27 protein-coding genes are annotated in these 19,172 nt (G+C 50.1%); 23 read left to right on the forward strand and 4 right to left on the reverse strand.

Annotated features, from left to right (window positions below; translation table 11 throughout):
- Positions 1-2: 2 nt before the first annotated feature.
- Both BN3279_RS14910 and BN3279_RS14915 read right to left on the reverse strand, forming a co-directional pair.
- Positions 3-596, reverse strand: a complete 594-nt coding sequence (locus BN3279_RS14910) for an ImmA/IrrE family metallo-endopeptidase (protein ID WP_059051973.1) — start codon at positions 594-596, stop codon at positions 3-5.
- Positions 597-681: 85 nt separating this feature from the next.
- Positions 682-1,035, reverse strand: coding sequence for a helix-turn-helix domain-containing protein (locus BN3279_RS14915; RefSeq protein ID WP_059051974.1), 354 nt, complete (start codon positions 1,033-1,035; stop codon positions 682-684).
- Positions 1,036-1,337: 302 nt separating this feature from the next.
- Between BN3279_RS14915 and BN3279_RS14920 the strand changes: the two genes are divergently transcribed.
- The 22 genes from BN3279_RS14920 to BN3279_RS15010 all read left to right on the forward strand — a co-directional run bounded on the left by BN3279_RS14920 (position 1,338) and on the right by BN3279_RS15010 (position 16,398).
- A complete protein-coding gene (locus BN3279_RS14920; protein WP_059051975.1) occupies positions 1,338-1,841 on the forward strand; it encodes an ArpU family phage packaging/lysis transcriptional regulator in 504 nt (167 codons plus the stop codon).
- Between the two features lie 74 nt (positions 1,842-1,915).
- Positions 1,916-2,038: a hypothetical protein gene (locus BN3279_RS24370; RefSeq protein WP_262362538.1), complete on the forward strand. Its 123-nt coding sequence runs from the start codon at positions 1,916-1,918 to the stop codon at positions 2,036-2,038.
- A gap of 87 nt (positions 2,039-2,125) precedes the next feature.
- Positions 2,126-2,284 carry a hypothetical protein gene (locus tag BN3279_RS23820; RefSeq protein WP_157686458.1) on the forward strand — a complete coding sequence of 53 codons (159 nt, stop codon included), beginning with the start codon at positions 2,126-2,128 and terminating at the stop codon, positions 2,282-2,284.
- Positions 2,281-2,787, forward strand: a complete 507-nt coding sequence (locus tag BN3279_RS14925) for a hypothetical protein (RefSeq protein ID WP_059051976.1) — start codon at positions 2,281-2,283, stop codon at positions 2,785-2,787. The genes BN3279_RS23820 and BN3279_RS14925 overlap by 4 nt, the downstream gene beginning before the upstream one ends.
- A gap of 5 nt (positions 2,788-2,792) precedes the next feature.
- Positions 2,793-3,047: a YqzN/YkzM domain-containing protein gene (locus BN3279_RS14930; RefSeq protein ID WP_059051977.1), complete on the forward strand. Its 255-nt coding sequence runs from the start codon at positions 2,793-2,795 to the stop codon at positions 3,045-3,047.
- A gap of 2 nt (positions 3,048-3,049) precedes the next feature.
- Positions 3,050-4,507: a phage tail sheath family protein gene (locus BN3279_RS14935; protein WP_059051978.1), complete on the forward strand. Its 1,458-nt coding sequence runs from the start codon at positions 3,050-3,052 to the stop codon at positions 4,505-4,507.
- Positions 4,508-4,529: 22 nt separating this feature from the next.
- Positions 4,530-4,946 (forward strand): phage tail tube protein, encoded by a 417-nt coding sequence (locus BN3279_RS14940; protein ID WP_059051979.1) that lies wholly within the window; start codon positions 4,530-4,532, stop codon positions 4,944-4,946.
- Positions 4,947-5,408: 462 nt separating this feature from the next.
- On the forward strand, positions 5,409-5,882 hold the full coding sequence (locus tag BN3279_RS14945; protein WP_059051980.1) for a phage tail assembly chaperone: 474 nt from the start codon (positions 5,409-5,411) through the stop codon (positions 5,880-5,882).
- Positions 5,883-6,440: 558 nt separating this feature from the next.
- Positions 6,441-7,994: a hypothetical protein gene (locus tag BN3279_RS14950; RefSeq protein WP_059051981.1), complete on the forward strand. Its 1,554-nt coding sequence runs from the start codon at positions 6,441-6,443 to the stop codon at positions 7,992-7,994.
- A gap of 15 nt (positions 7,995-8,009) precedes the next feature.
- Positions 8,010-8,663 (forward strand): LysM peptidoglycan-binding domain-containing protein, encoded by a 654-nt coding sequence (locus BN3279_RS14955; protein WP_059051982.1) that lies wholly within the window; start codon positions 8,010-8,012, stop codon positions 8,661-8,663.
- Positions 8,660-9,661, forward strand: a complete 1,002-nt coding sequence (locus BN3279_RS14960; RefSeq protein WP_059051983.1) for an XkdQ/YqbQ family protein — start codon at positions 8,660-8,662, stop codon at positions 9,659-9,661. The genes BN3279_RS14955 and BN3279_RS14960 overlap by 4 nt, the downstream gene beginning before the upstream one ends.
- 13 nt (positions 9,662-9,674) lie before the next feature.
- Positions 9,675-10,052 carry a hypothetical protein gene (locus BN3279_RS14965; protein WP_392396884.1) on the forward strand — a complete coding sequence of 126 codons (378 nt, stop codon included), beginning with the start codon at positions 9,675-9,677 and terminating at the stop codon, positions 10,050-10,052.
- Positions 10,045-10,506 (forward strand): DUF2634 domain-containing protein, encoded by a 462-nt coding sequence (locus BN3279_RS14970; protein ID WP_059051985.1) that lies wholly within the window; start codon positions 10,045-10,047, stop codon positions 10,504-10,506. The genes BN3279_RS14965 and BN3279_RS14970 overlap by 8 nt, the downstream gene beginning before the upstream one ends.
- Complete coding sequence (locus tag BN3279_RS14975; RefSeq protein WP_059051986.1) at positions 10,506-11,624, forward strand: baseplate J/gp47 family protein; 1,119 nt, start codon at positions 10,506-10,508, stop codon at positions 11,622-11,624. Before BN3279_RS14970 ends, BN3279_RS14975 begins: the two co-directional genes overlap by 1 nt.
- Positions 11,617-12,192, forward strand: coding sequence for a YmfQ family protein (locus BN3279_RS14980; protein ID WP_059051987.1), 576 nt, complete (start codon positions 11,617-11,619; stop codon positions 12,190-12,192). Before BN3279_RS14975 ends, BN3279_RS14980 begins: the two co-directional genes overlap by 8 nt.
- Positions 12,185-13,474: a tail fiber protein gene (locus BN3279_RS14985; protein WP_059051988.1), complete on the forward strand. Its 1,290-nt coding sequence runs from the start codon at positions 12,185-12,187 to the stop codon at positions 13,472-13,474. The genes BN3279_RS14980 and BN3279_RS14985 overlap by 8 nt, the downstream gene beginning before the upstream one ends.
- A gap of 77 nt (positions 13,475-13,551) precedes the next feature.
- Positions 13,552-14,304 carry a hypothetical protein gene (locus BN3279_RS14990; RefSeq protein ID WP_059051989.1) on the forward strand — a complete coding sequence of 251 codons (753 nt, stop codon included), beginning with the start codon at positions 13,552-13,554 and terminating at the stop codon, positions 14,302-14,304.
- Between the two features lie 12 nt (positions 14,305-14,316).
- Complete coding sequence (locus BN3279_RS14995) at positions 14,317-14,637, forward strand: hypothetical protein (protein ID WP_059051990.1); 321 nt, start codon at positions 14,317-14,319, stop codon at positions 14,635-14,637.
- Positions 14,634-14,777 carry a CD1375 family protein gene (locus BN3279_RS24035; RefSeq protein WP_187377803.1) on the forward strand — a complete coding sequence of 48 codons (144 nt, stop codon included), beginning with the start codon at positions 14,634-14,636 and terminating at the stop codon, positions 14,775-14,777. Before BN3279_RS14995 ends, BN3279_RS24035 begins: the two co-directional genes overlap by 4 nt.
- 75 nt (positions 14,778-14,852) lie before the next feature.
- Positions 14,853-15,140: a hypothetical protein gene (locus BN3279_RS15000; protein ID WP_059051991.1), complete on the forward strand. Its 288-nt coding sequence runs from the start codon at positions 14,853-14,855 to the stop codon at positions 15,138-15,140.
- Between the two features lie 26 nt (positions 15,141-15,166).
- Entirely contained in the window at positions 15,167-16,102 is a 936-nt protein-coding gene (locus BN3279_RS15005; protein WP_232436865.1) for a peptidoglycan recognition protein family protein, read from the forward strand.
- A gap of 17 nt (positions 16,103-16,119) precedes the next feature.
- Positions 16,120-16,398: a holin gene (locus tag BN3279_RS15010; protein WP_059051993.1), complete on the forward strand. Its 279-nt coding sequence runs from the start codon at positions 16,120-16,122 to the stop codon at positions 16,396-16,398.
- A gap of 23 nt (positions 16,399-16,421) precedes the next feature.
- Here BN3279_RS15010 and BN3279_RS15015 read toward each other — a convergent pair whose 3' ends face one another.
- Both BN3279_RS15015 and BN3279_RS15020 read right to left on the reverse strand, forming a co-directional pair.
- Positions 16,422-18,242: an IS1182 family transposase gene (locus BN3279_RS15015; protein WP_082673094.1), complete on the reverse strand. Its 1,821-nt coding sequence runs from the start codon at positions 18,240-18,242 to the stop codon at positions 16,422-16,424.
- Between the two features lie 187 nt (positions 18,243-18,429).
- On the reverse strand, positions 18,430-18,777 hold the full coding sequence (locus BN3279_RS15020; protein WP_059051995.1) for a helix-turn-helix domain-containing protein: 348 nt from the start codon (positions 18,775-18,777) through the stop codon (positions 18,430-18,432).
- A gap of 171 nt (positions 18,778-18,948) precedes the next feature.
- Here BN3279_RS15020 and BN3279_RS23460 point away from each other — a divergent pair, with 171 nt between their 5' ends.
- The gene (locus tag BN3279_RS23460) at positions 18,949-19,110 is read left to right on the forward strand and encodes an aspartyl-phosphate phosphatase Spo0E family protein (protein WP_082673095.1); all 162 of its coding nucleotides are present in this window, start codon (positions 18,949-18,951) and stop codon (positions 19,108-19,110) included.
- Positions 19,111-19,172: the final 62 nt, after the last annotated feature.

Here is a 19,172-nt window from a genome sequence, read left to right on the forward strand (position 1 = left end):
CCTTAAAGCCCTCCTTTGCCACCTAACTGGCGCTCCAATTGGGACAGCACCCGCTGGGTCTCGGGTGACCACTGATGTTCGAATTCTCTTCGCTTCGTATCCTGTGCAGCCGCCAACAGACTGCCATGCAGCACTCGGCGCTGAATTTGATCCAGCCGCTGTTCAGCCAATCCTTCGGGAACATCAAATTGCTCCGCGATATAGGCCACGGCTTCATTCCGGTAATCTGGAACGGGGAGCTTGGCGAACATGTAAAAGGGAATGGCTGCGTAAAGCACAAATTGTTCGGCTTCCGTTTCCTGTGCATTTTTGAACAAAGCATGCATTCTCCGCTGGTCTCCCGCATGTCTCAGCACATGGCATAATTCATGGAAGAAGATGACCCTGGCTTCGGCGGGATCGGCGTGCTTGTTCAGGAAAATAACTTTCTCCTCATTGTCAGAGAACGATGGATACTCCCCTGTAAGCACCTCAACGCCAAAGGCTTCAGCAATGCGCGAAATATCCAGATCAGACGGCTTTAAGATTCCCTGGCTTAGACATTTGTTGTTAATCCATTGCTCCAGAAGGGTCTCACGATAATAGGTATATAACAATCCAACCACCTCGAATAAGAATGTATGTTCGGTTTAATGGCCGAAATAAAAGCCCCTGGCCGGGGCCGTAATGACGACTTGAAGATTAATTCGAACTGTCCTCGTTAAGCAGCTTTTTTTTCTGCTCCCGATAGGCCTTGAGCGCGGCTTCCATCATGGCGATTTCATCTGCGGTGTAGGCTTCAGGTCCACCAAAAAAGGATAAACTCATAGCCTTGTCCGATGCAGGCGCGGGATCGGCGGTCCGTCCAAGCAAATAGTCGGCGCTTGTATCCAGAGCGTCTACAATTTTGCGCAGCACTTCGGGATCGGGTTTGCGGTCATTGGTCTCGTATCTGGACAACTGTACGATAGAAATATCCGCTTTGGCGGCCAAATCCTTTTGCGTAAGGTTATTTTGTTCTCGGAGGTGTTTGATCCGATCGCCTAACGTATGCATAGCTACTCCTCTTCTCTTCTGATACCACCAGAACGATGACCACGAAATGAAGCATGGCCTCTCTTATAACTAGTTTATCACATGTTACCAAATTGGTAAAGAGAGAATGATAAGTTTCATGATTAATTGTCGAATTGGTAATAAATTGGGTTGACATTACCAAAATGGTAATTTATAATGAGGATAAGGTTACCGAATCGGTAATAAATAAGAAAATTAATGCAGACAAGCTATGTTTTATGGGACAAACAGACACACGGCTATTGCCGAATTGACAATAGTATAATGAAGGAGGAGTTCAGATGGGAAGAAGACGTATACATGTATATCATGCCTTGTTCAGTCCACTGCCAGTTGACGAGACAGCCACCCGGGCAGCCGTAGAACGGCGCTTGGAAGAGGTGCGGCAATACCGGCAAATCGGGCTGATTCGCCAAGAGGCTTTTGTTACCGCCAAGTACGAGCCGCGATATCAAGGTGGAGGGGGAGTCAGCAACCCTACAGAGCGATTGGCTATTATGAATGCGGACAAGGAAGCGGAACTGATTCGCAAGTCCGAACTGCTTGAGCTGGCGATGGAGCGACTATCGGAGGATCAGCAGGAGGTTATTGGGCGGAGCTATCTCAGCCGGGAGGGCGAATATGATTTTATCAGTTGCGGGGAGATGGGTATTAGCGACCGGACCTATCGCCGAATCAAAGCCAGTGCCATCCGACTCTTGGCGGCAGCAATGGGCCTTGAAGTCTATGAGAAAGAAGAACGTTCACGTACTGAGCATAGGAAAACAAAGCATGAAGTCGGCTGAGGCCGGCTTTTTTTGTGCGCTGAAAAGGAGATCGGGTGAAGGGAAATCGCTATTCTTCCTATTAATATAAGCAGTTGGAGCCACTTGTCCGGTTGCTGTCCGATAGCTGTCCGCTGGATGGCCCTCCGCTTCGTTTCCAGGGTGTTAAATTGGTAGTGTGGGAAGCGGAGGCACAGATGATTCAGTTAACCATCTGATCCATCGCTCCCGGCAATAGAGAATAAGGAAAGCCGCTGCAATTCTTCCAAAGAATCGGCGGTTTTTGATTTGGGAGGCCTTGCAGGATGCGAAATAAGAATAAAACGCCGCCACCGGAGTCCACGGATGAATGGATTCAGCCCTTAAAGTGCCAGGGCTGTATTTGGGGCCGGCTGGAAGGAACCAAGCAGTTTTGTGGCTTGCCGCGTTGCGTGCTTGATTTGGATGAGCTGGAAAGGAGGTGATCATCATTGGCGAAGCGATAAATGGAGCCGCCGCCTCAAATTTAACTTTGGGGGATTCCTGGCTGACCGCGCTTGCGGCCTGGTCAATGGGTGCGCTTGGACCGGAGTGGAAGGTCTATACGATTCTTTGGCCTGAAGACATGGCTCGTCCGGCGATTCTATGGAAGCTCATGGGGATGGAGGTCAACCCTGTTGGCCCGGCGTCCTTTGAGGTGCGCAGCCAAATGTCGGCCTGGGTGCGGGGACAGGATGCCGAGCAAGAGCAAACGGCTTTGACCGGATTGCTCGAGGCTCTGGGGGTGGCGATTAAAGTTCCGCTGGATGAAGCGGCCCGTACTTATATGCGGGTGGTGGAGCCAAGGCTGGCGTTGCCGCTGGACGAGACCTCAGAAGGGGCGGCTGCACTCGGCAGGCTTACCGTTACGCTGGTGCGGCGAATGTCCGGGCCTGTGCAGGAAGCCCCGCTTATGCAATATGTACAATATCAATCGAAGATGAGGTGAAGAGGTTGGCAACTCAGAAGGTGAAATTAGCGGCATCCCGCAATAAGGCGCCGGTTAACTCCGCAGCACCAGGGAAGCTCAGAAGCACAAGCCCGCTGCCAAGTTATACGTATAGCGAGCTGCTCGCTGCATCGGAGATGCTGCTTGGCGTTAAGCCGGAGGTATTTGCGGGAGCGGCGATAGGTTTGGAAGAGGAAAAGTTGCGTGTGGATGTAGCCAAACGTTTGGTCAAACAATTTTTGGGAAGGAAGGTGCGGTAAGTATGGCAGGAGGAACTTGGAGTTTAACGGATCAGCCGGTGTTGCCGGGACTGTATATGAATTTTGTGAGTGCGGCAGGAAATGCGATTCAAGCGGGGGCGCGTGGGGTTGTAGTGGCTCCGGTCAAGGCCCATTGGGGTCCGGTGGGACAATTCGTGGAGGTGTCTAGTGAAGCGGCGATTCGCGAGTTGTTCTCGGAGGATGCTTCCGAAGGAGCAACCGCGTTCACTACATTATATTTGGCCTTGCTTAGCGGGCCGCAGAAGCTGCTGGCTTATCGACTGGCCGACAGTACAGCCGCCGCCGCGTCTGTGACGCTTGAGGATGAAGCTACTGCGGGCGTATTGGTGCTCAAAGCCAAATATCCTGGTCAACGGGGGAACGACTTCCGCGTGACGTTACAGCCTAGCTTGACGGTTCCGGGTAGCAAGGAATTGAAGCTGTATGAAGGAACCACATTGCTGCGTACGTTTGTGGCAGGAGACAGCTCGACTGTAGCGGTGGCCGCGGCCATCAACGGAGATCCGGCCAATCTGTGGATCACGGCTGAGGAGATGGGTGACGGTGTGCTGGTGGATGTATCCGGAGCAGCTTTGAGCGGCGGGGAGAGCGGTATTTCCGGCATTACTCATGCCGAATACACAAGCGCTCTGTCCGCTTTTGAAACTCAAGATTTCCATGTCTTGACACTTGATGGAGTTGCGGAGGCTGCATTGCACACTAGTGTTGTGGCATGGGTCAAGCGTGTTCGCGAGGAAGGCAAGGGTATTATTGCCGTACTTGGCGGCTCTGATACGGATGACGCGGCTGCCGATGCTGTTAGCAAAGCGGTGACGCGTAGCGCTTTGATCGATTATGAAGGCATCATCAATGTGGGGACAGGTGCTGTATTGAATGGAACCTCGTATTCATCTGCCCAGGTGGCAGCTTGGGTGGCAGGTCTCATCGCAGGTCAGCCGCTCAAGGCATCGACAACGTATGCGGCTTCTCCATTTGATGATGTGACCCGGCGTTGGACGCGTTCCGAGCAGGAGCAGGCCGTGAAGGGAGGAGTATTCCTGCTGGTGCATGACGGACGCCGAGTGAAGGTGTTGCGAGGTGTGAACAGCTTAATTTCCCCGCGTGAGGGTCAGAACAAAGGCTGGAAGAAGATTCGCAAAATTCGTGTCATCGACCAGATTAATGCAGACCTGCAACGTACGGCTGAGGATGCCTATATCGGTAAGGTTAACAACACCGAGGAAGGTCGACTCGCGCTGATTGGCGCAGGCAAGCAGTATTTGCAAACACTGGCCGCAGAAAATGTTATTGAAGGCACCGGCTTTGATGTGACGCTGGACCCGCGCTTTTACGGCACAGCACCACAATTTACGCCGGAAGATGATCAGGTCTTCTTGTCCTGGACGGCGGACGACACCGATGTGATGGAACAAATTTTCGGCACGTTCTACGTGCAATAAAGAATAGGGGAGGAACAAAACAATGGCACAATTTCTTGATCCCGGCCGCGTAGTTATGGGTACGTTCGGCCAGATTTTTATCGAAGGGGCTTGGCAGTCCAATTTGAACCACCTGGAAGCCAATGTGGAAGCGGAGAAGAAGGAGCTTAATCTCGTTGGCACGGAATACACGGTATTCAAGCTGGGACGCAAAAAAGGCACCGGCACGATGAGCGGCTATAAGGTGACCTCGGATATGATCGTCCGTGGCTTCCAGAAGTTCTCGATCATTCATAAGCTGGATGATCCCGAAGCCTACGGCTTTGAGCGCATTCAATTGAACAATTGCATGGTGGACCGCATTCAACTCGCGAACTGGACCGCAGGCGAAGAGATCGTGGAGGAAACGCCGTTTACATTTGAATCCTACGAACTGCTTGATCCAATTGTTGCTTCTTAATGGGAAGAAGATGGGGTAACTGTGAGCGTGGTTTAACAGGATAGGCGACGGATGGAGCGGGGGAGACAGCAGGATGGTCTGATGGCTTGGTGGCTATGAAGTGGGCGCAAGTGATGATGCCTGAAGAGTAGGGCTAGGCACGAGGGATGGCGTGTTTGAGGAAGAGACGGGAGTAGCTCGTCATGGCTAGGAAGTTGTGGTGGCCTAAGGTAGAACGGTGTGCGTTTGGTGTCAATCAAGAAAGCACCAAGTCCTGGGGCGGTGCAAGGAATCCGAAGTTCCTAACTCCTAAACTCTGAAGCTCCCAAGCTCCCAAGCTCCCCCTGCTGTCTTGCTCCGTCTTTATTTAGCGAGCTTTCTGTCTGCCTGGGCCATACGTCTTAATAGATGGATTGGTTATGGTATGGAAGAGGCTTGAATTTAAAATTTATAATTTCTGAAGTGAAGAAGGAGGAACTGATCTTGAGTGAACATACACCTTATGATCCTGTGAATGAGCAGGAGATTCTGGACGGGCTGTTTGAGACAGCCGCTAATTTGCCCGAGGAGACGGTCTTCATCGGCCGCTTGGGTTTGCGCGTGACTTTACGGGGGTTGACTTCAAGCAAGGTGGACGCTATTCGTGAGCGTTGCACCATTCGCAAGACAACGAAAGGCCATATTACTGAAAAAATTGACAGCGAGCTGTTTAATGCAGTGTTGATTAAGGAAGCAACCTCTGCGCTTGAAGTGGTGAAGAAGGATTCCACCGGGGAGACGGCTAGTGGCGTGAAGCTGAGTGGTTGGGGCGACGATCGTCTGGTCAGCCGCTTGAAGTTGTCGGGTGGCGAAGAGGCCGTGCGTCGTTTGCTGCTAGCTGGGGAACTGGACGCTGTGGGCGACAAGGTGCTGGAAATTTCCGGCTTTGGCGTGGATATTGAAGACGTAAAAAACTAATCAGCTCCGGTGGCCAGACCACGCTGCTATTCCACATGTGGACCCGGCATCATCTGCGCCCCGGAGAATATTGGTCACTGCCCAAGGGAGAGCGCCTGCTGCTGCGGGCCTTCACAGAGCGGGAATTGGAACTGATGTGAATAACGGAGAGGCGTTATGCGCTTCCACATGGCGGCTGGCGTTGCGTTGTGTGGCGGCAAACCTGGTGGCTGACGTTACTTTGTGGATTTAAGTGACGAGGAGCAGCTTGCTGAATGAATTATAGGGAAATACTCCTGTTAATTCACCGAATTTGGTGGATTATGGGTAATTAACTGGAATTCCTCCTGTTAATATTTTGGAAATCGTTGTTTTTGGCCTGAATGGTCAAAATTAGCTGGAGCTTTTCCAGTTAAGTTGCTCTACGGCTGGAAATACACGGAATTAACATGAGTTTTTCCAGCTAAATCAACGTATGAGGCAGCTTCATCGGTCAACTTGGACTACCTGCATTTAATTATAGATCATGTAGAAGCTACTGCAATCCATTTAAGTAGAGAAAGGAGGTAATCGCAACTTATGGCAGAAAATCAGAGCAATGAGCTTGATATACAGATCAATAGCACGGATATCGACCGGACGGAGAAGAAGCTTCGCGGGTTGGATCGGCTGTTGGAGCAAACGCGTCGACGAGCCGTATTATTGGGCAAAACTCGAATGAATCCGACCATTACCCTGGTTGATCGTTTCAGTTCAGCCGCTGGCAAAATCAGTGACTCTTTAAAAAGACTAAATCAAACTCAGGCTATGCCTGTAGTCCGACTAGGTGCAAATCAAGCGATAAATTCCGTTCGCGAGCTTCGTGGATCGCTGGCTTCCCTGACAGGTACGCCTTGGCGCGTTTCCGTGGCAGGAGTCGATTGGGAAGTAGCGGTGGGAGACTCCTTCACAGCATGGATGAGCTCTGACGGAAAAGCGACGCTCCAGCGCATCTCATCTTCTATTAGTCAAGCGCTGGGGGATGGTATGAGAGAGTTTGCAAAACAAGCTTTTGAGTGGGAAAGCAAACCTAATAAGAAAAGTTTGAATGCTAGTGATAGTATTCTAAACAAAAAACGGATACCTGAATTTGGCAAGGACGGAAACTATACAGGGGAAGACTTCTTAAAAGAGGTACTATCACCAACTGAGATGTATTCCAGTGAAAACAGGCTATATAGTCCAAGTAGTTCGAGAGGAAGTTTTGGATCGACTTCTCCCGAGGAAATAACTCCTTTATCTTTCATTGGAGACGTTGGCGAAGAATATCTGAAAGATCGATCTAAAGATTATTCTAATGATAAGTTTTCAGAATGGGGAGGAAAACTGAAGGAGTTGTGGCATAAGAAGTGGCCTGAAATAAGTGCGCGGTTTGAACCAAAATCAGGTGAATCTGTAATGGATTCTCTTACAAAATGGGGATCAAAGGGTGGGAAATTACTGGGGAAAGCTAAACCTGTGTTGAGTAAAGTAGGTGGACCTGCAGGTTTGCTTTTTGATGCTATTGATTTCGCTTCTGCTGATACACCAAGAGAGAAGACACAAAAAGTAACTTCTGCTGTTTTTTCTGCCGTAGCTGGTAGCTATCTTGGGCTGGGATTAGCAACGGTGCTTTCAGCAACAGGGCCTCAAGGTACTGCCTTGGGTGCTGTTATTGGTGGAACTGTCGGCGGAGTCCTAGGTGGGTATGCAGGTGACTATTTTGGGGGACTGCTATATGACCTTGTAAATGGTGAATTAGATATAGCACCTAATAAAAAAACTCGAGAATTTTCTACCCGAGTTATTCCATCCAGCGTGCAAGGAATTACGGCTCCATCAGAGCCGCCTGTTCCTAAGGTTATGGGGACACCGATTTCGGATTATTACGAGTTGCCTGAGTCCGTGAGGGAGAAGATCCCTGGATATGGAGGGACAACAACGTATAAACCGGCCCCCACTTTTCCTCCTCCAAACCCAATCAACGTCACTATCTCCCCCGGCGCACTCAGTCTGACGGTGAACAAGGACGAGATTAACTATAAGGAACTGGCGGAAAAGATGGGGATAAAACTGGCCGACGCCATGCGGATGGCCATGCAAAATGTGAAGTAGGAGGGAGGTCTGGCGATGAGTACAACAGAGATACATTTGATCGACGGGGCGGGCAATGATTTTTATTTTCCCGTTAATCCGGATGAGATCACGATCTCCCGCAGCAAGGGGCTGGAGACTGTAAGCATTTTGTCGCTTGGCGAGTACGATGTTTCGGGTGGAGAGAAGGTGAAGGAAATTGCCTTCTCTTCTTTTTTTCCTGTGGCGTATGATCCGGGCTACTGCAACTATGAAAATCTCCCCGATCCCCAGGAGGCGATGAACCACCTAACGACGCTGATGAACAGCAAATCCCCGGTGCGGCTGATTATTTCGGGCACGGCAGTGAATGTGCTGGTGACGCTGGCTGCACATGGCAGCAGCTTTAGGGGCGGTGAGCCAGGGGAGGTTTATTTTGATTTGACCGCGCGAAGCTGGCGGGAGATGAAGGTGCATACAAGTGCAGCAGCATCAGCATCCGGAGCGGCGGCGGGCAAGCCCAACCGACCTGATACGAAGCAGCCTTCCAAGACCTATGTGGTCAAAGCGGGAGATTCGTTATCGAAAATTGCCAAGCTGGAGCTTGGGGATAGCGCAAAATGGCGGCAAATCTACAGCGCCAATCAGCAGACCATCGGGAAGGACCCGAACCGCATTAAGCCAGGTCAGAAGCTGGTGATGCCGCAATGAGTTATGAAGTGGTGCTGCAAAATAAATATTATTTGCGAGAGCTGGTAGAGAGCATTTCGCTGAAGGATTCACTGGACCAGATTTCGTATCAAGGCACGATTCAATTGACAATTCCGGCTTCTTTTCCGGGGATTGAGCCTGGACAGGAGATTCGGATAAGCGGAGTTCCTTATGCTGCAAATGGAGGGGAACCCAGCGGTACTAGCAAGGGAATGGTTCCGCTGCTCCATCCGGGCGTGGTATGGGAATGCTCCAGTACAGTCAAGCAGGCCAAGCATATGACGGTGACCGTTTACGACCGTACCATTTACCTCGCCAAGTCGGAGGATGAGCGTCTTTTTCCGGCGGGTGGAACGGCCTCGGAACGCTTGCGAAAGTATGCTGCCGATTGGAATATCAAGCTGGACAAGGTACCTGATACGAAAACCAAGCTGAAGAAGTCCATCTACCGTCCGCAAACCATTTATAACATGATGATGTCGGACTTGAAGGAGACGGTGAAGGCTGGGGGCGAGATGTATATTCCGCGGATGACACCGTCGGGCTTGACCCTTGCTCCCGTAGGGGGCAATGAGGTGGTTTGGCGGCTGGAAGCACTGGAGGAAGCCACGCAAAACCGCACTCTGGAGGGGGCCGTGACACAGGTGAAGGTCATCGGCACGGAGGCGCGAAGCGAACAGGCGCTGTCCAAGGTACTGGCCGTTGCCAGTGGCGAGACCGGCAAATACGGGGTGCTGCAACGGATTATGCAGGATGAGAACGTCAAGACGGCTGCGGCGGCGAAGAAATACGCCGAGTCCATGCTGAATGGACAGGGGCATAGCTATAGCGTCACTTGCCTGGACCTGAATACGGTGCGGGCAGGGGATCGGGTTTCTTTTAACGGAATGAATCTGATTGCGACCTCGGTGTCTCATGAATTGGGCGAGCCGGGGCATATGATGCTGGAACTGGCCACGGCAGAGGATTTAAAAAGGAGGTATTTCCTTGAGTATTGATCCATTTGCGGCGTTGGCCGTATCGCTGCGAGAGAACGCGGCAAAAAAAGCGGCAGAGGTGTTAAGCGGAGTATCGGCAGAATTGGGACGGATTACGTCCACAGGCCTGAAGCTGGATGGCTTCAAGCATGAGATTCCGGACTATTTTGTGGCTGAATTACCGGGAACGTTGAGACTTCCGCAGCTTGCGCTCCACGGCAGCGTGAGCGGACTTAAGGATAGCGACGGGGGCAGCGTCACAGGTCAAGGGAGCTTCTCCTATGAAGCATCTGAAACCAAGGATGCGGTGCTGGCGCTGGCCTATAAGCCGGGAGACCGCGTGCTCGCGCTGCCGTTAAACGGTGGGAACGACGCGATCGTATTATGCAGGGTGGTGAGTGGAAATGGCTAATCTTTTTCCAGAGTCTGTAGCTGATGCCTGGGAAAATACGGAGCAAAACATCTCAGAAGCTACCCTTGATGAAGTCAAGTTTGGACGGAGCTGGCGTTATGATTTTACGGCTGGTGAGTTTGTGGTGACTCCCACCGGAAAAATAGCCATAGCGGATGAGATCGCCGCATGGAAAATGTGGTGCGAGAAGGCTATTCGTACACCGCGTTATCGGCATGTCATTTACTCTCGCACGTATGGGCAGGAGTTCGAGGACCTGATTGGTCAAGGCTATAGCCGGGCCGTACAGGAAAGTGAAATACGCCGGATGACCGAGGAAACGCTGCTGACAGACCCTCGCACCTTGAGTGTGGACGGGTTTACTTTTGTCTGGCAGGAGGATGGTTGTAGGTTCACCTGCCGGGTGAAAAATAGTCGTGACGAAGAAATCAGGCTGGAAGGGAGTGCAGGATGATGGCGGAAATCCCGCTTTATTTACAGGACCAGACGGAAGCGCGAATCATGCAGCGGATGCTGGACCGAGTGCCTTCGGACATTGATAAATCCGAGGGTTCTTTTATTTGGGATGCAGAGGCGCCGACGGCCTTTATGCTGGCGGAAGCAGCGATATGGGCGCAGCAGGTGCTGGAGCGCGGCTTTGCCGGGACAACCTTCGGGGAATATCTCGATCTAAGGGTTGCTGAGCATGGGGTGACTCGGCGTGAGGCCGTAGCAGCTACCGGAGTTGTACGATTCATCGGTGAGCCGGGCAAGTTGATTCCGGCAGGCACGTTAGTCGCCACTCCGGCGGATGAATTTTCCGCAGAAGCGTCCGTGGAATTTGTGACGACGGCTGCGATTACGCTGGATGAGCAAGGAGAAGGCCAGGTTTCAATTCGGGCCATGGTGCCCGGGCGGGCTGGTGTAGTTCCTGCAGGGGTCATCACGGTGTTGGCTGAGCCCGTTAGCGGGGTGAGAGCCGTAATGAACCCCGAAGAAACGCGGGGCGGATCGGATACAGAGTCCGATGAACTGCTGGTGGAACGCTTTTATTCCCAGGTAAGGAATCAGGGCACCAGTGGCAATAAAGCCCATTATCTGAAATGGGCGGGTGAAGTGCCTGGGGTAGGCGGAGCGCAAGTAGAGCCTTTATGGCAAGGCCCCGGAACTGTGGGCATTTATCTACTGGATGTCGATAAGCGTGCGGCCAGTGAGGAGATTGTGGATTCGGCTCAGGCTTACATTGATCCAACGATGGACGGGCAAGGGGAAGGCATGGCTCCGGCTGGGGCGATTGTTACGGTTATGCCTGCCGAAGAGGTGCCTATTGAAATTCGTGTGAGGCTGACGCTGGCGAGTGGGGTCACGATGGCTGAAGTGAAGGCGAGAATAGAGAATGGGGTGCGTGCTTATTTGAAGCAGCTTGCTTTTGCCGATCCCTTGGTACGCTTCACTCGCATCGCAGCCATCCTGCTCGATATTCCGCCGATCATCGACTATTCGGACCTGACCGTGAACGGCAATGCCGATACAAATCTGGAGATCTACACAGGCCAAGTGGCTGTGCTAGGTTCGGTAGATGCTTATGAATGAAGCGGGAATGACCAGTCCGAGAGGCCGTGAAATGTTGACCTACCTGCCGGCCTATTATGAAGGCTCGCGAGTGATGCGGGCGGACATGAATGCCAAGGGAGCGGAGCTTGACCTGTTGTTTACGGCGCTTGATGAGACGTTGCAGCAGTTTTTTGTCCGAACAGCGACCTGGGGGCTGGACCGCTGGGAAAGCGAGCTCGGTATTGAGACCGACCTGAGCAAACCTTTGGAGCAAAGGCGGGCGGTGGTAGAATCCCGGCTACGCGGCAGCGGAAAGTTCTCGGGGCAACTGGTGAAGAGTGTGGCGGAGGCTTATGACGGAGGGAAGGTTGAAGTTACTTTTCAGCCTCAGGAGTGGAGTTTTACCGTTAAGTTTATCGACACCTTGGGCACGCCACCTAATCTGGAGGATCTGAAGGCAGCCATTGAAGAAGTGAAGCCAGCGCACTTGAAGGCTAACTTTGAATTTAACTATATGCTTATTCGAGATATTCATGAAGTATTGACGATTCAGGAGTTGGAACAAATTCCATTAAACAAATTTGCAGGAGGTGATCCGGTTGGCTAGTCAAACTCCCAATCTTAATTTGCATAAGAAAGACCCTGTAACCGATGGAAATGACACATTTAATATCCAAACGATGATGAACGACAACTGGGATAAGATTGATGAAGCCATGGGGGGAATCGATATTCCTGATGCCTCCCTGGATGTGAAGGGGAAGGTACAGCTTTCCAGTGCTGTAAATAGTGAGGCTGAGGACAGGGCGGCTACGCCGAAGGCGGTTAAAGAAGTAGCACTTCAGGCAAAGTCCTACACTGATCAGCAAATTAATCTCGTTACTGAAACCGGTATTCCAAAATTGGTCAGCTATCCGTTATTAGTGACGGCTACAACGGACGGGCAAAGCGTTTTTGAGATTCCGCTGGATGTGTTTGATGCAGATACGGACACATTATTAGTTTCTATTAACCGGGCCACCCTTGATCCAACTCGCTACACCGTAACAAACACCGTTCGTAATGGAGCGGGACAAGTCACTCAACGGGCTAGGCTAAATCTGTTAGCTGGTATTAAAACAGGTTCAAAAGTTACAATGGTCGTTCTCAAAAATGTACCCATCGGTTCTGACGGAGCAATTAACGGAGCCGTATTGGCAGTGGACAGCGTGCCAGTTAACCGTGTGAGTGGATTGCAAACACAGCTTGACGAGGTTTTTCAAGCTGGCAATGAGCGTAAGCAAGAAGTCGTGGACGCCCTCATTGCCTTGGGAGTAACGGCGTCCATGGCTGATAGCTGGGATACACTGATTAGCAAGATGTCCACGGTCATCCGGGCCACGGGGAATGCCACACCGGCTGATGTGCTGGCGGGTAAGACGGCATCGAATGCGGGCGGGCCATTCACGGGTACAATGCCCAGCCGTGGAGCAGGTGGCACAGTAACACCGGGTCCGTCCAACCAGACCAAGGCAGCGGGGTATTATAGCAGCCCGATTACGGTGCTGGGGGATGCGGATTTGGTTCCTCAGAATATCCGGAGTGGGGTGGATTTGTTTGGGGTGATGGGGGCGCTTGAAGCTAGACAAATTACGTATAAATCTTTCGGCACGGTACCCACAAACTCTTCCTTATCCTTAAACTTAGGTTACGAGCCTTCCGCCGTCATTACTTTTTACACGCTGGGAACGGAAACTAATGAACCTATATATGTTATTGCAAGTTGCAAAGATACACAAGGGACATGGCAGCGAAGCTATGGTAGCATCTGGTACAAACCTGATACACAGACTTTGGAAAATAATTCGGTAGGCTATAAGTACCAAGTCGTGGTATATGCTTATAAATAGAAGGGTTGACAATGATATTAATGCTCCCTAAGTGTTGTTGGTTTACGGACTACACATAATAAAATGAGGTGGAAAATATGGCTGACGGAATTACGCTGCAAGAAATGGATTCGGCAGAAGCTGCCAAATTGGCTATGAAAAGTGAAGTGGGGACACTGTCCAATTTACAAACAACAGCTAAATCTAATCTGGTTGCCGCTATTAACGAGGCTTTTACGTCTGGCAATGAGCGAAAAGCGGATATGGTTGCCGCGCTTGTTGCCAAGGGGGTTCCGGCAACCACTTCGGAAAATTGGGAAGCCTTGATAGGTAAGATGGATGCTTTAAAAACAGGGTTAGATAGATATATACCGAGATGGTATAAAGGTTATAATAACGTTGTTGACATCTATAAATTTATTCCTGGTGTCCTAGGTGGCGGCGCTGTTAATACAAATTCGCCTGACACCTTGATTTTCACTTGGGGGCAGGGAGATATCCATGCATCGGTTGTGACTGATCTGACCATCAATTTTGATAATATTAAATACATTATAGTTTTGCTTAATATTTCCAGACTAGTTGCAAATTATAATAGGGTTGGCACAGCAGAATTGTATGTCGGTACATGCACACCCCAACAAAAATTAGTAACTTCGTTTACTGGTGTAACTGGAACCCTTAGGTATAGTGGCGTTTCCGATGATGGTAAGGATGTTGGTCACGAATATTTAATTTTAGATACGTCATCTTTATCTGGGCAATATCATATAAAGATGTTGGGAAATTCAACCAATGATCTAAATTTCGCAGTTGGTTTAACCATGATTGTTATGTTACCAGGTGATTAAAGGAGGAAGAAAATGAACTATGCATTAATTAATGAAAATGGCGAAGTAATGCAAGTGTCATCCACAGAAATAATTGATTACAATCCCGCTTTTAAAGTGATCAAAAATGTCGGAAAGTTTACTGAAGGTGATGAGCTTAAGCACTATATTGTCGTCAACAAAGTGGATGAGGATGACGAATGTATATCATATTCTGCGGTTAGGCAAACCCCGCTAGTTGCTAATATGTTGCGCGAAAATGCTGAACTACGTCAGGCTGATGCCGAGAATAAGCAGGCCATAGCCGACCTGACAATGACAATTGCCGCCGTTATGAGCGGAGGAGCGCAATGACGTACACCAAAGACAGTGGACTGGTCAAGGTATGGTTTAGCCTGGTCAAAGCAGGGGCATACACGCTGGAGCAAGTTCCGGAACTCTTCAATCTCAAGGTAGTAATCACTGAAATTATCAACGATACATCAGAATATTAACAGACAGCGCCGCAAGGCGTATTTTTTACGCCCCGGCTTCCGGGGCTATTTATTTCCCCGAAAGCAGGTGAACAGATGGACATAACGATCATTACGGCGGCGACGTCGGTGGTGGCGGCGATTAGCGGTGTGGCGTTGGGGTGGGCGGGGCGCGCCAAGGCGGTGCGGCAGGAGGCCGAGGAGACGGCCGAAGCCGAAGCTGTGCAACGCGCAGACGTCGAATATATCAAGCGTGGCGTGGATGATATGAAGGTCGAACAGAAGCTGCAAGGTCAGCGGTTCGAAGCGTTCTCCGAGCGGCTCACACGGGTGGAGGAATCCACCAAGCAAGCGCACAAGCGAATTGATCGATTGGAAGAATAATATAGATGAAAGGGGTGAGCATACAGATGGATATCAAAAAGTATCAGATTGAACGGCGGTATATCAACAAGAGGTCTAATGTGCGGCCGGGCACTCGGCTATCGACGGGGACACCCGCTTTCTTTGTAGCCCATGACACCGGCAATCCCGGAGCTACCGCGGATAATCATTACAACTACTTCAATACACAGCGGGACCGGGCGGCCTCCGCTCATGTTTTTATTGATGGAACTCGTATTCTGGAGATTATCCCGACGGGAACGGGGGCTGACGCAGCCGAAAAGGCCTGGCATGTACGGTATGACGTGAGAACGGATAACGAGCGGTTTGGCTACGATGCCAACGATGTGGCGCTGGGTGTGGAATTATGTTACGGCGGGCGCATAAACTTTACGGAGGCGTACAAGCGGTATGTCTGGTATTTGGCCTATTGCTGCCACAAATGGAGCAAGAATCCCTATACTTTCATTCCCTCGCATCGTCAGTTAGACCCTGCGCGAAGAAGTGATCCCGATCAGGCCTTGGCCACCGAAGGGAAGACGCTAAAAAATCTGCTGGATGATGTTGCTGCGGAAATGCGTGCCACCGAGCGGCCTTCCGTACCGCTTCCCGGGGCGGGGACTTCGCAAGCACCTCTACCGGCCTCCATCGCACAAGCACTGATTGATAACTATGTATCTCCGGCCTGGTTTGTTTCGCAGAAGAAAAATGACCGCGTGGGGATGACGCATTTTCACAATTTGGCTAATAATCTGCGGGTGGCTGCCGGGATTCCCCTCTCTTCCGCATCTTCAGCGGGTCCGCTTATCCCTCTTCCAAAGAGTAATGCCCAGGAGATTATCTTTCGCTGGTTATCTCCCGCGTGGTTTAAGGCGAGGGACGAGGGCAATCGGGAGCGGGCGCAGCATTTTAATAATCTGGCCAATTATTTGCGCCGCGCGGCAGGCATTCCCGAGGAGTAAGAAAGGAGGAACACCTGATGCAAAATGAGATTTTAACCAATGTACTGGCCTTTGCCTCGGTCTTATCGGTCTTTGTATTGGCTTTGGTTCAACTCGTCAAGACGACGGTCAATCTGCCGAAGAACTGGATTCCGTTTATTGGTGTACTCATCGGCGTGCTGGTGGGTGCGGCGGCTTATCCGTTTACAGAAATGGAACTCGTTCTGCGCTTGTGGGCGGGGGGCTTAGCGGGGTTATCCGCTACGGGGCTGTTTGAATTAGGCAACAATCGCAATGGAACGACGAAGCAGAAATAAAGGGGAACTATGAAGTGTGACGCTTAGAAGGGGCTGTCCAATAAGTCCCCAAACAAAAAAATGGTGAACGAGGAAAAAGATATTTTCTCGTTCACCATTTTTTTTGCAGTCTTATTCAAAAAAGCAGCGAGGCGGATGCTCGCCACTTTCAGCAGGTTGTGAGCCATTGCCACAATCCCGAACTCGGTATGTACTTTGTCTAACCCCCGTAGCGAGAACCGACGGAACGACCGATTGCCCTTGATGTGACCAAATACGCTCTCTACCTCGACTTTTCGCCGAGCATAAATTACGGATTTCTCGTCATCCTCAAGGGCTCGTTTGGCTTTGGCTTTCAATTCTTCCCAAATCGTGTTCCAGTGCACCTGGCGGTTTCCCTTTGCTTTCGTACAGCTAGGCTTCAACGGGCAGTTGCTGCAATCTTCACACTCATAAATCTTGAAGCTTTGCTCCAAACCGGATTTGTTTTTCTTCGTCTGGTATTTCTTAAAGCATACATAGCGGCCATTCGGGCAGATGAAACGATCATCCCGTTCCTCGTATGGCCAGTTGGAAGCATGCCGAATGTCCTTTTGGTAACGTCTTGTTTTCTCTTTCAAGTAACTTCCATACGGGATGAGGAAATCAAAACGCGGTGCTTTTTCTTCCCCTAAGGCGTACAAGTAGTTTTCTTCACTGCCATAGCCTGCATCGGCTACGACCGTTTTAGGCATCGGTAAGCCCGTCGCCGCTAATTGCTTCAGGTGTGGGGTGAAGCAGCGCGTGTCGGTGGGACGCTGATGTAAGCTGTAAAATAGGATAAATTGGTTCTCCGTGGCCATTTGCACATTGTAACCAGGCTTTAACTGGCCATTTTTCATATGATCTTCCTTCATCCGCATGAACGTAGCGTCGGGATCAGTTTTGGAGTAGCTATTGCGATCGCCAAAGAGAACCTTCTGCTGCGCATACTTGGCGAGGCGAGGCAGAAAGTCTTCCCGGATTTGCTTCAGCGGCTGCTTCCAGCGGCTGCGCTCTTTTCGCAAGGCTTTTCGGGTTTGGGCATCACGGGTTTGGGCCAACTGCTCCGTAAAAGCTTCTACCTTTTCTTCCAGTACGGCCGCTGTTTCCTCCAGCCTGGCAGGCAGTTCTTCGGCTTCGGCTGGCCTATATTCGTTGGCCTCCTGAGCGGTCAGCTCATGGATATGCGCCAAGGTCGCCTGTACCTTTTCCTGGAGCTTTTCCTCGAAGCGCAGGGTGGATTTTTTCCACACAAACGAATACTTGTTGGCATCGGCTTCAATCTTGGTCCCATCCAGAAAGTAGTTGTCCATCGTGATGTAGTTCTCGGCCATTAGCCGGTGAATCATCGATTCAAACAACTCATCCATCAGGGCCTTCATCCGTACACCGCGAAATTCATTGAGCGTACGGAAGTCCGGCTGCTGCATGGCGGTGAGCCACATGGCCGGAAGGTTTTCACGCAGTAGCTTTTCAATGCCGCGGCAAGAGTAAACTTTTTGCGAATAGCCATACAAAATCGCCTTGAGCATCATTTTGGGATGGTAGGCACTGCGGCCACCACCAGTGTAATGTGCAAACAGCTGTGAATCGGGAATGGCCTCGATCATTTCATCAAAGACTCGGGCAATATGATGCGGGGGAATGAACATTTCCAGATCCAGAATCATGTGAGCTTGCTTATTGTCGTAGGGTTTGAAGGTAGGAGCAAGTTGGCGCTTGGCAGCCTGTGTTTCTTCAATTCCCTCTAGTGGAAGGAGCTCCTGCATGATATACTCTTCAGTAGTAGTCGTTAGATTACGCAAAAAATCGCCCTTTCTAAATGGTTGTTGTGGTGACTCCATTTTACCAAGAAAAGGCGATTTTTTTGTATGCTTTTTAACAAAACTTCCAACTCATGAAAAATGGGGCAGCCTGAGGGTCAATGCTTACTGACTTTTCGGACAGCCCCTTTTTTTGTTGTAACTTGATATTGCCTTAATTCTTCCACTGGATTTTTTGGAAATTACCCCTAAAATATTACCAAGAGAGCTATTCGACTCTATTTGTAAAAACCTCTTTCAAAATATGAAAAGCTTTTTGCTGGTTATACTCAGATTGCTCAGACAACAGTCCAATGATTTTTTGAATCCATGGATATTCTTGCAGTGGCTCTATATCTTGGTTCAATAGGACAAAGACATTCAGGTCTAATGCCGTTGCAATTTTTTCAATAGTTGCTAACTTAACGTTTTGTTCACCACGTTCAATTCGGCCAATGTAAGAACCGGTACTGCCAATTCTCTCTGCTAACTCATCTTGAGTCAGGTTGCGTAGGGTGCGGTAGTAACGAATTTTTTTACCTATAATCGTTGTCGTTTCTAGCTTTAAACTCTTCATTTTGACCTCCAGGCGCCTTCTAATATTTAAGTGTAGACAAAGGTTGCAAAGGGGTGGAGGTGTTTATAACATCTCTTTTTCAATTATAATAGTCCTTTTAAGGACTATTTCGGCATGCTTCTGGTCTTTATAAAGAGCCAAGAGGCGATTACATAAGAGGGGACGAAGACTTTGAGAAGGCAAAAAGTAATACAACAAAAGATTGAACTAGTGCGGACCGAATTAAACAAACTGGCTCAGTTGTATGGATTGCAGGATAAAAGAGTGCTTGAAAAATCTCGTGAACTGGATCAATTGTTAAATGTACTTGCCGATGCGAGGAATTGTCCCTAATGCATTACACAATTTCAAAGCATTCGTGCAATAATGCACGTAATCTGTCTTTTTAAGAATTG

The organism is Paenibacillus senegalimassiliensis, from assembly GCF_001486585.1.
Lineage (GTDB): Bacteria > Bacillota > Bacilli > Paenibacillales > Paenibacillaceae > Fontibacillus > Fontibacillus senegalimassiliensis.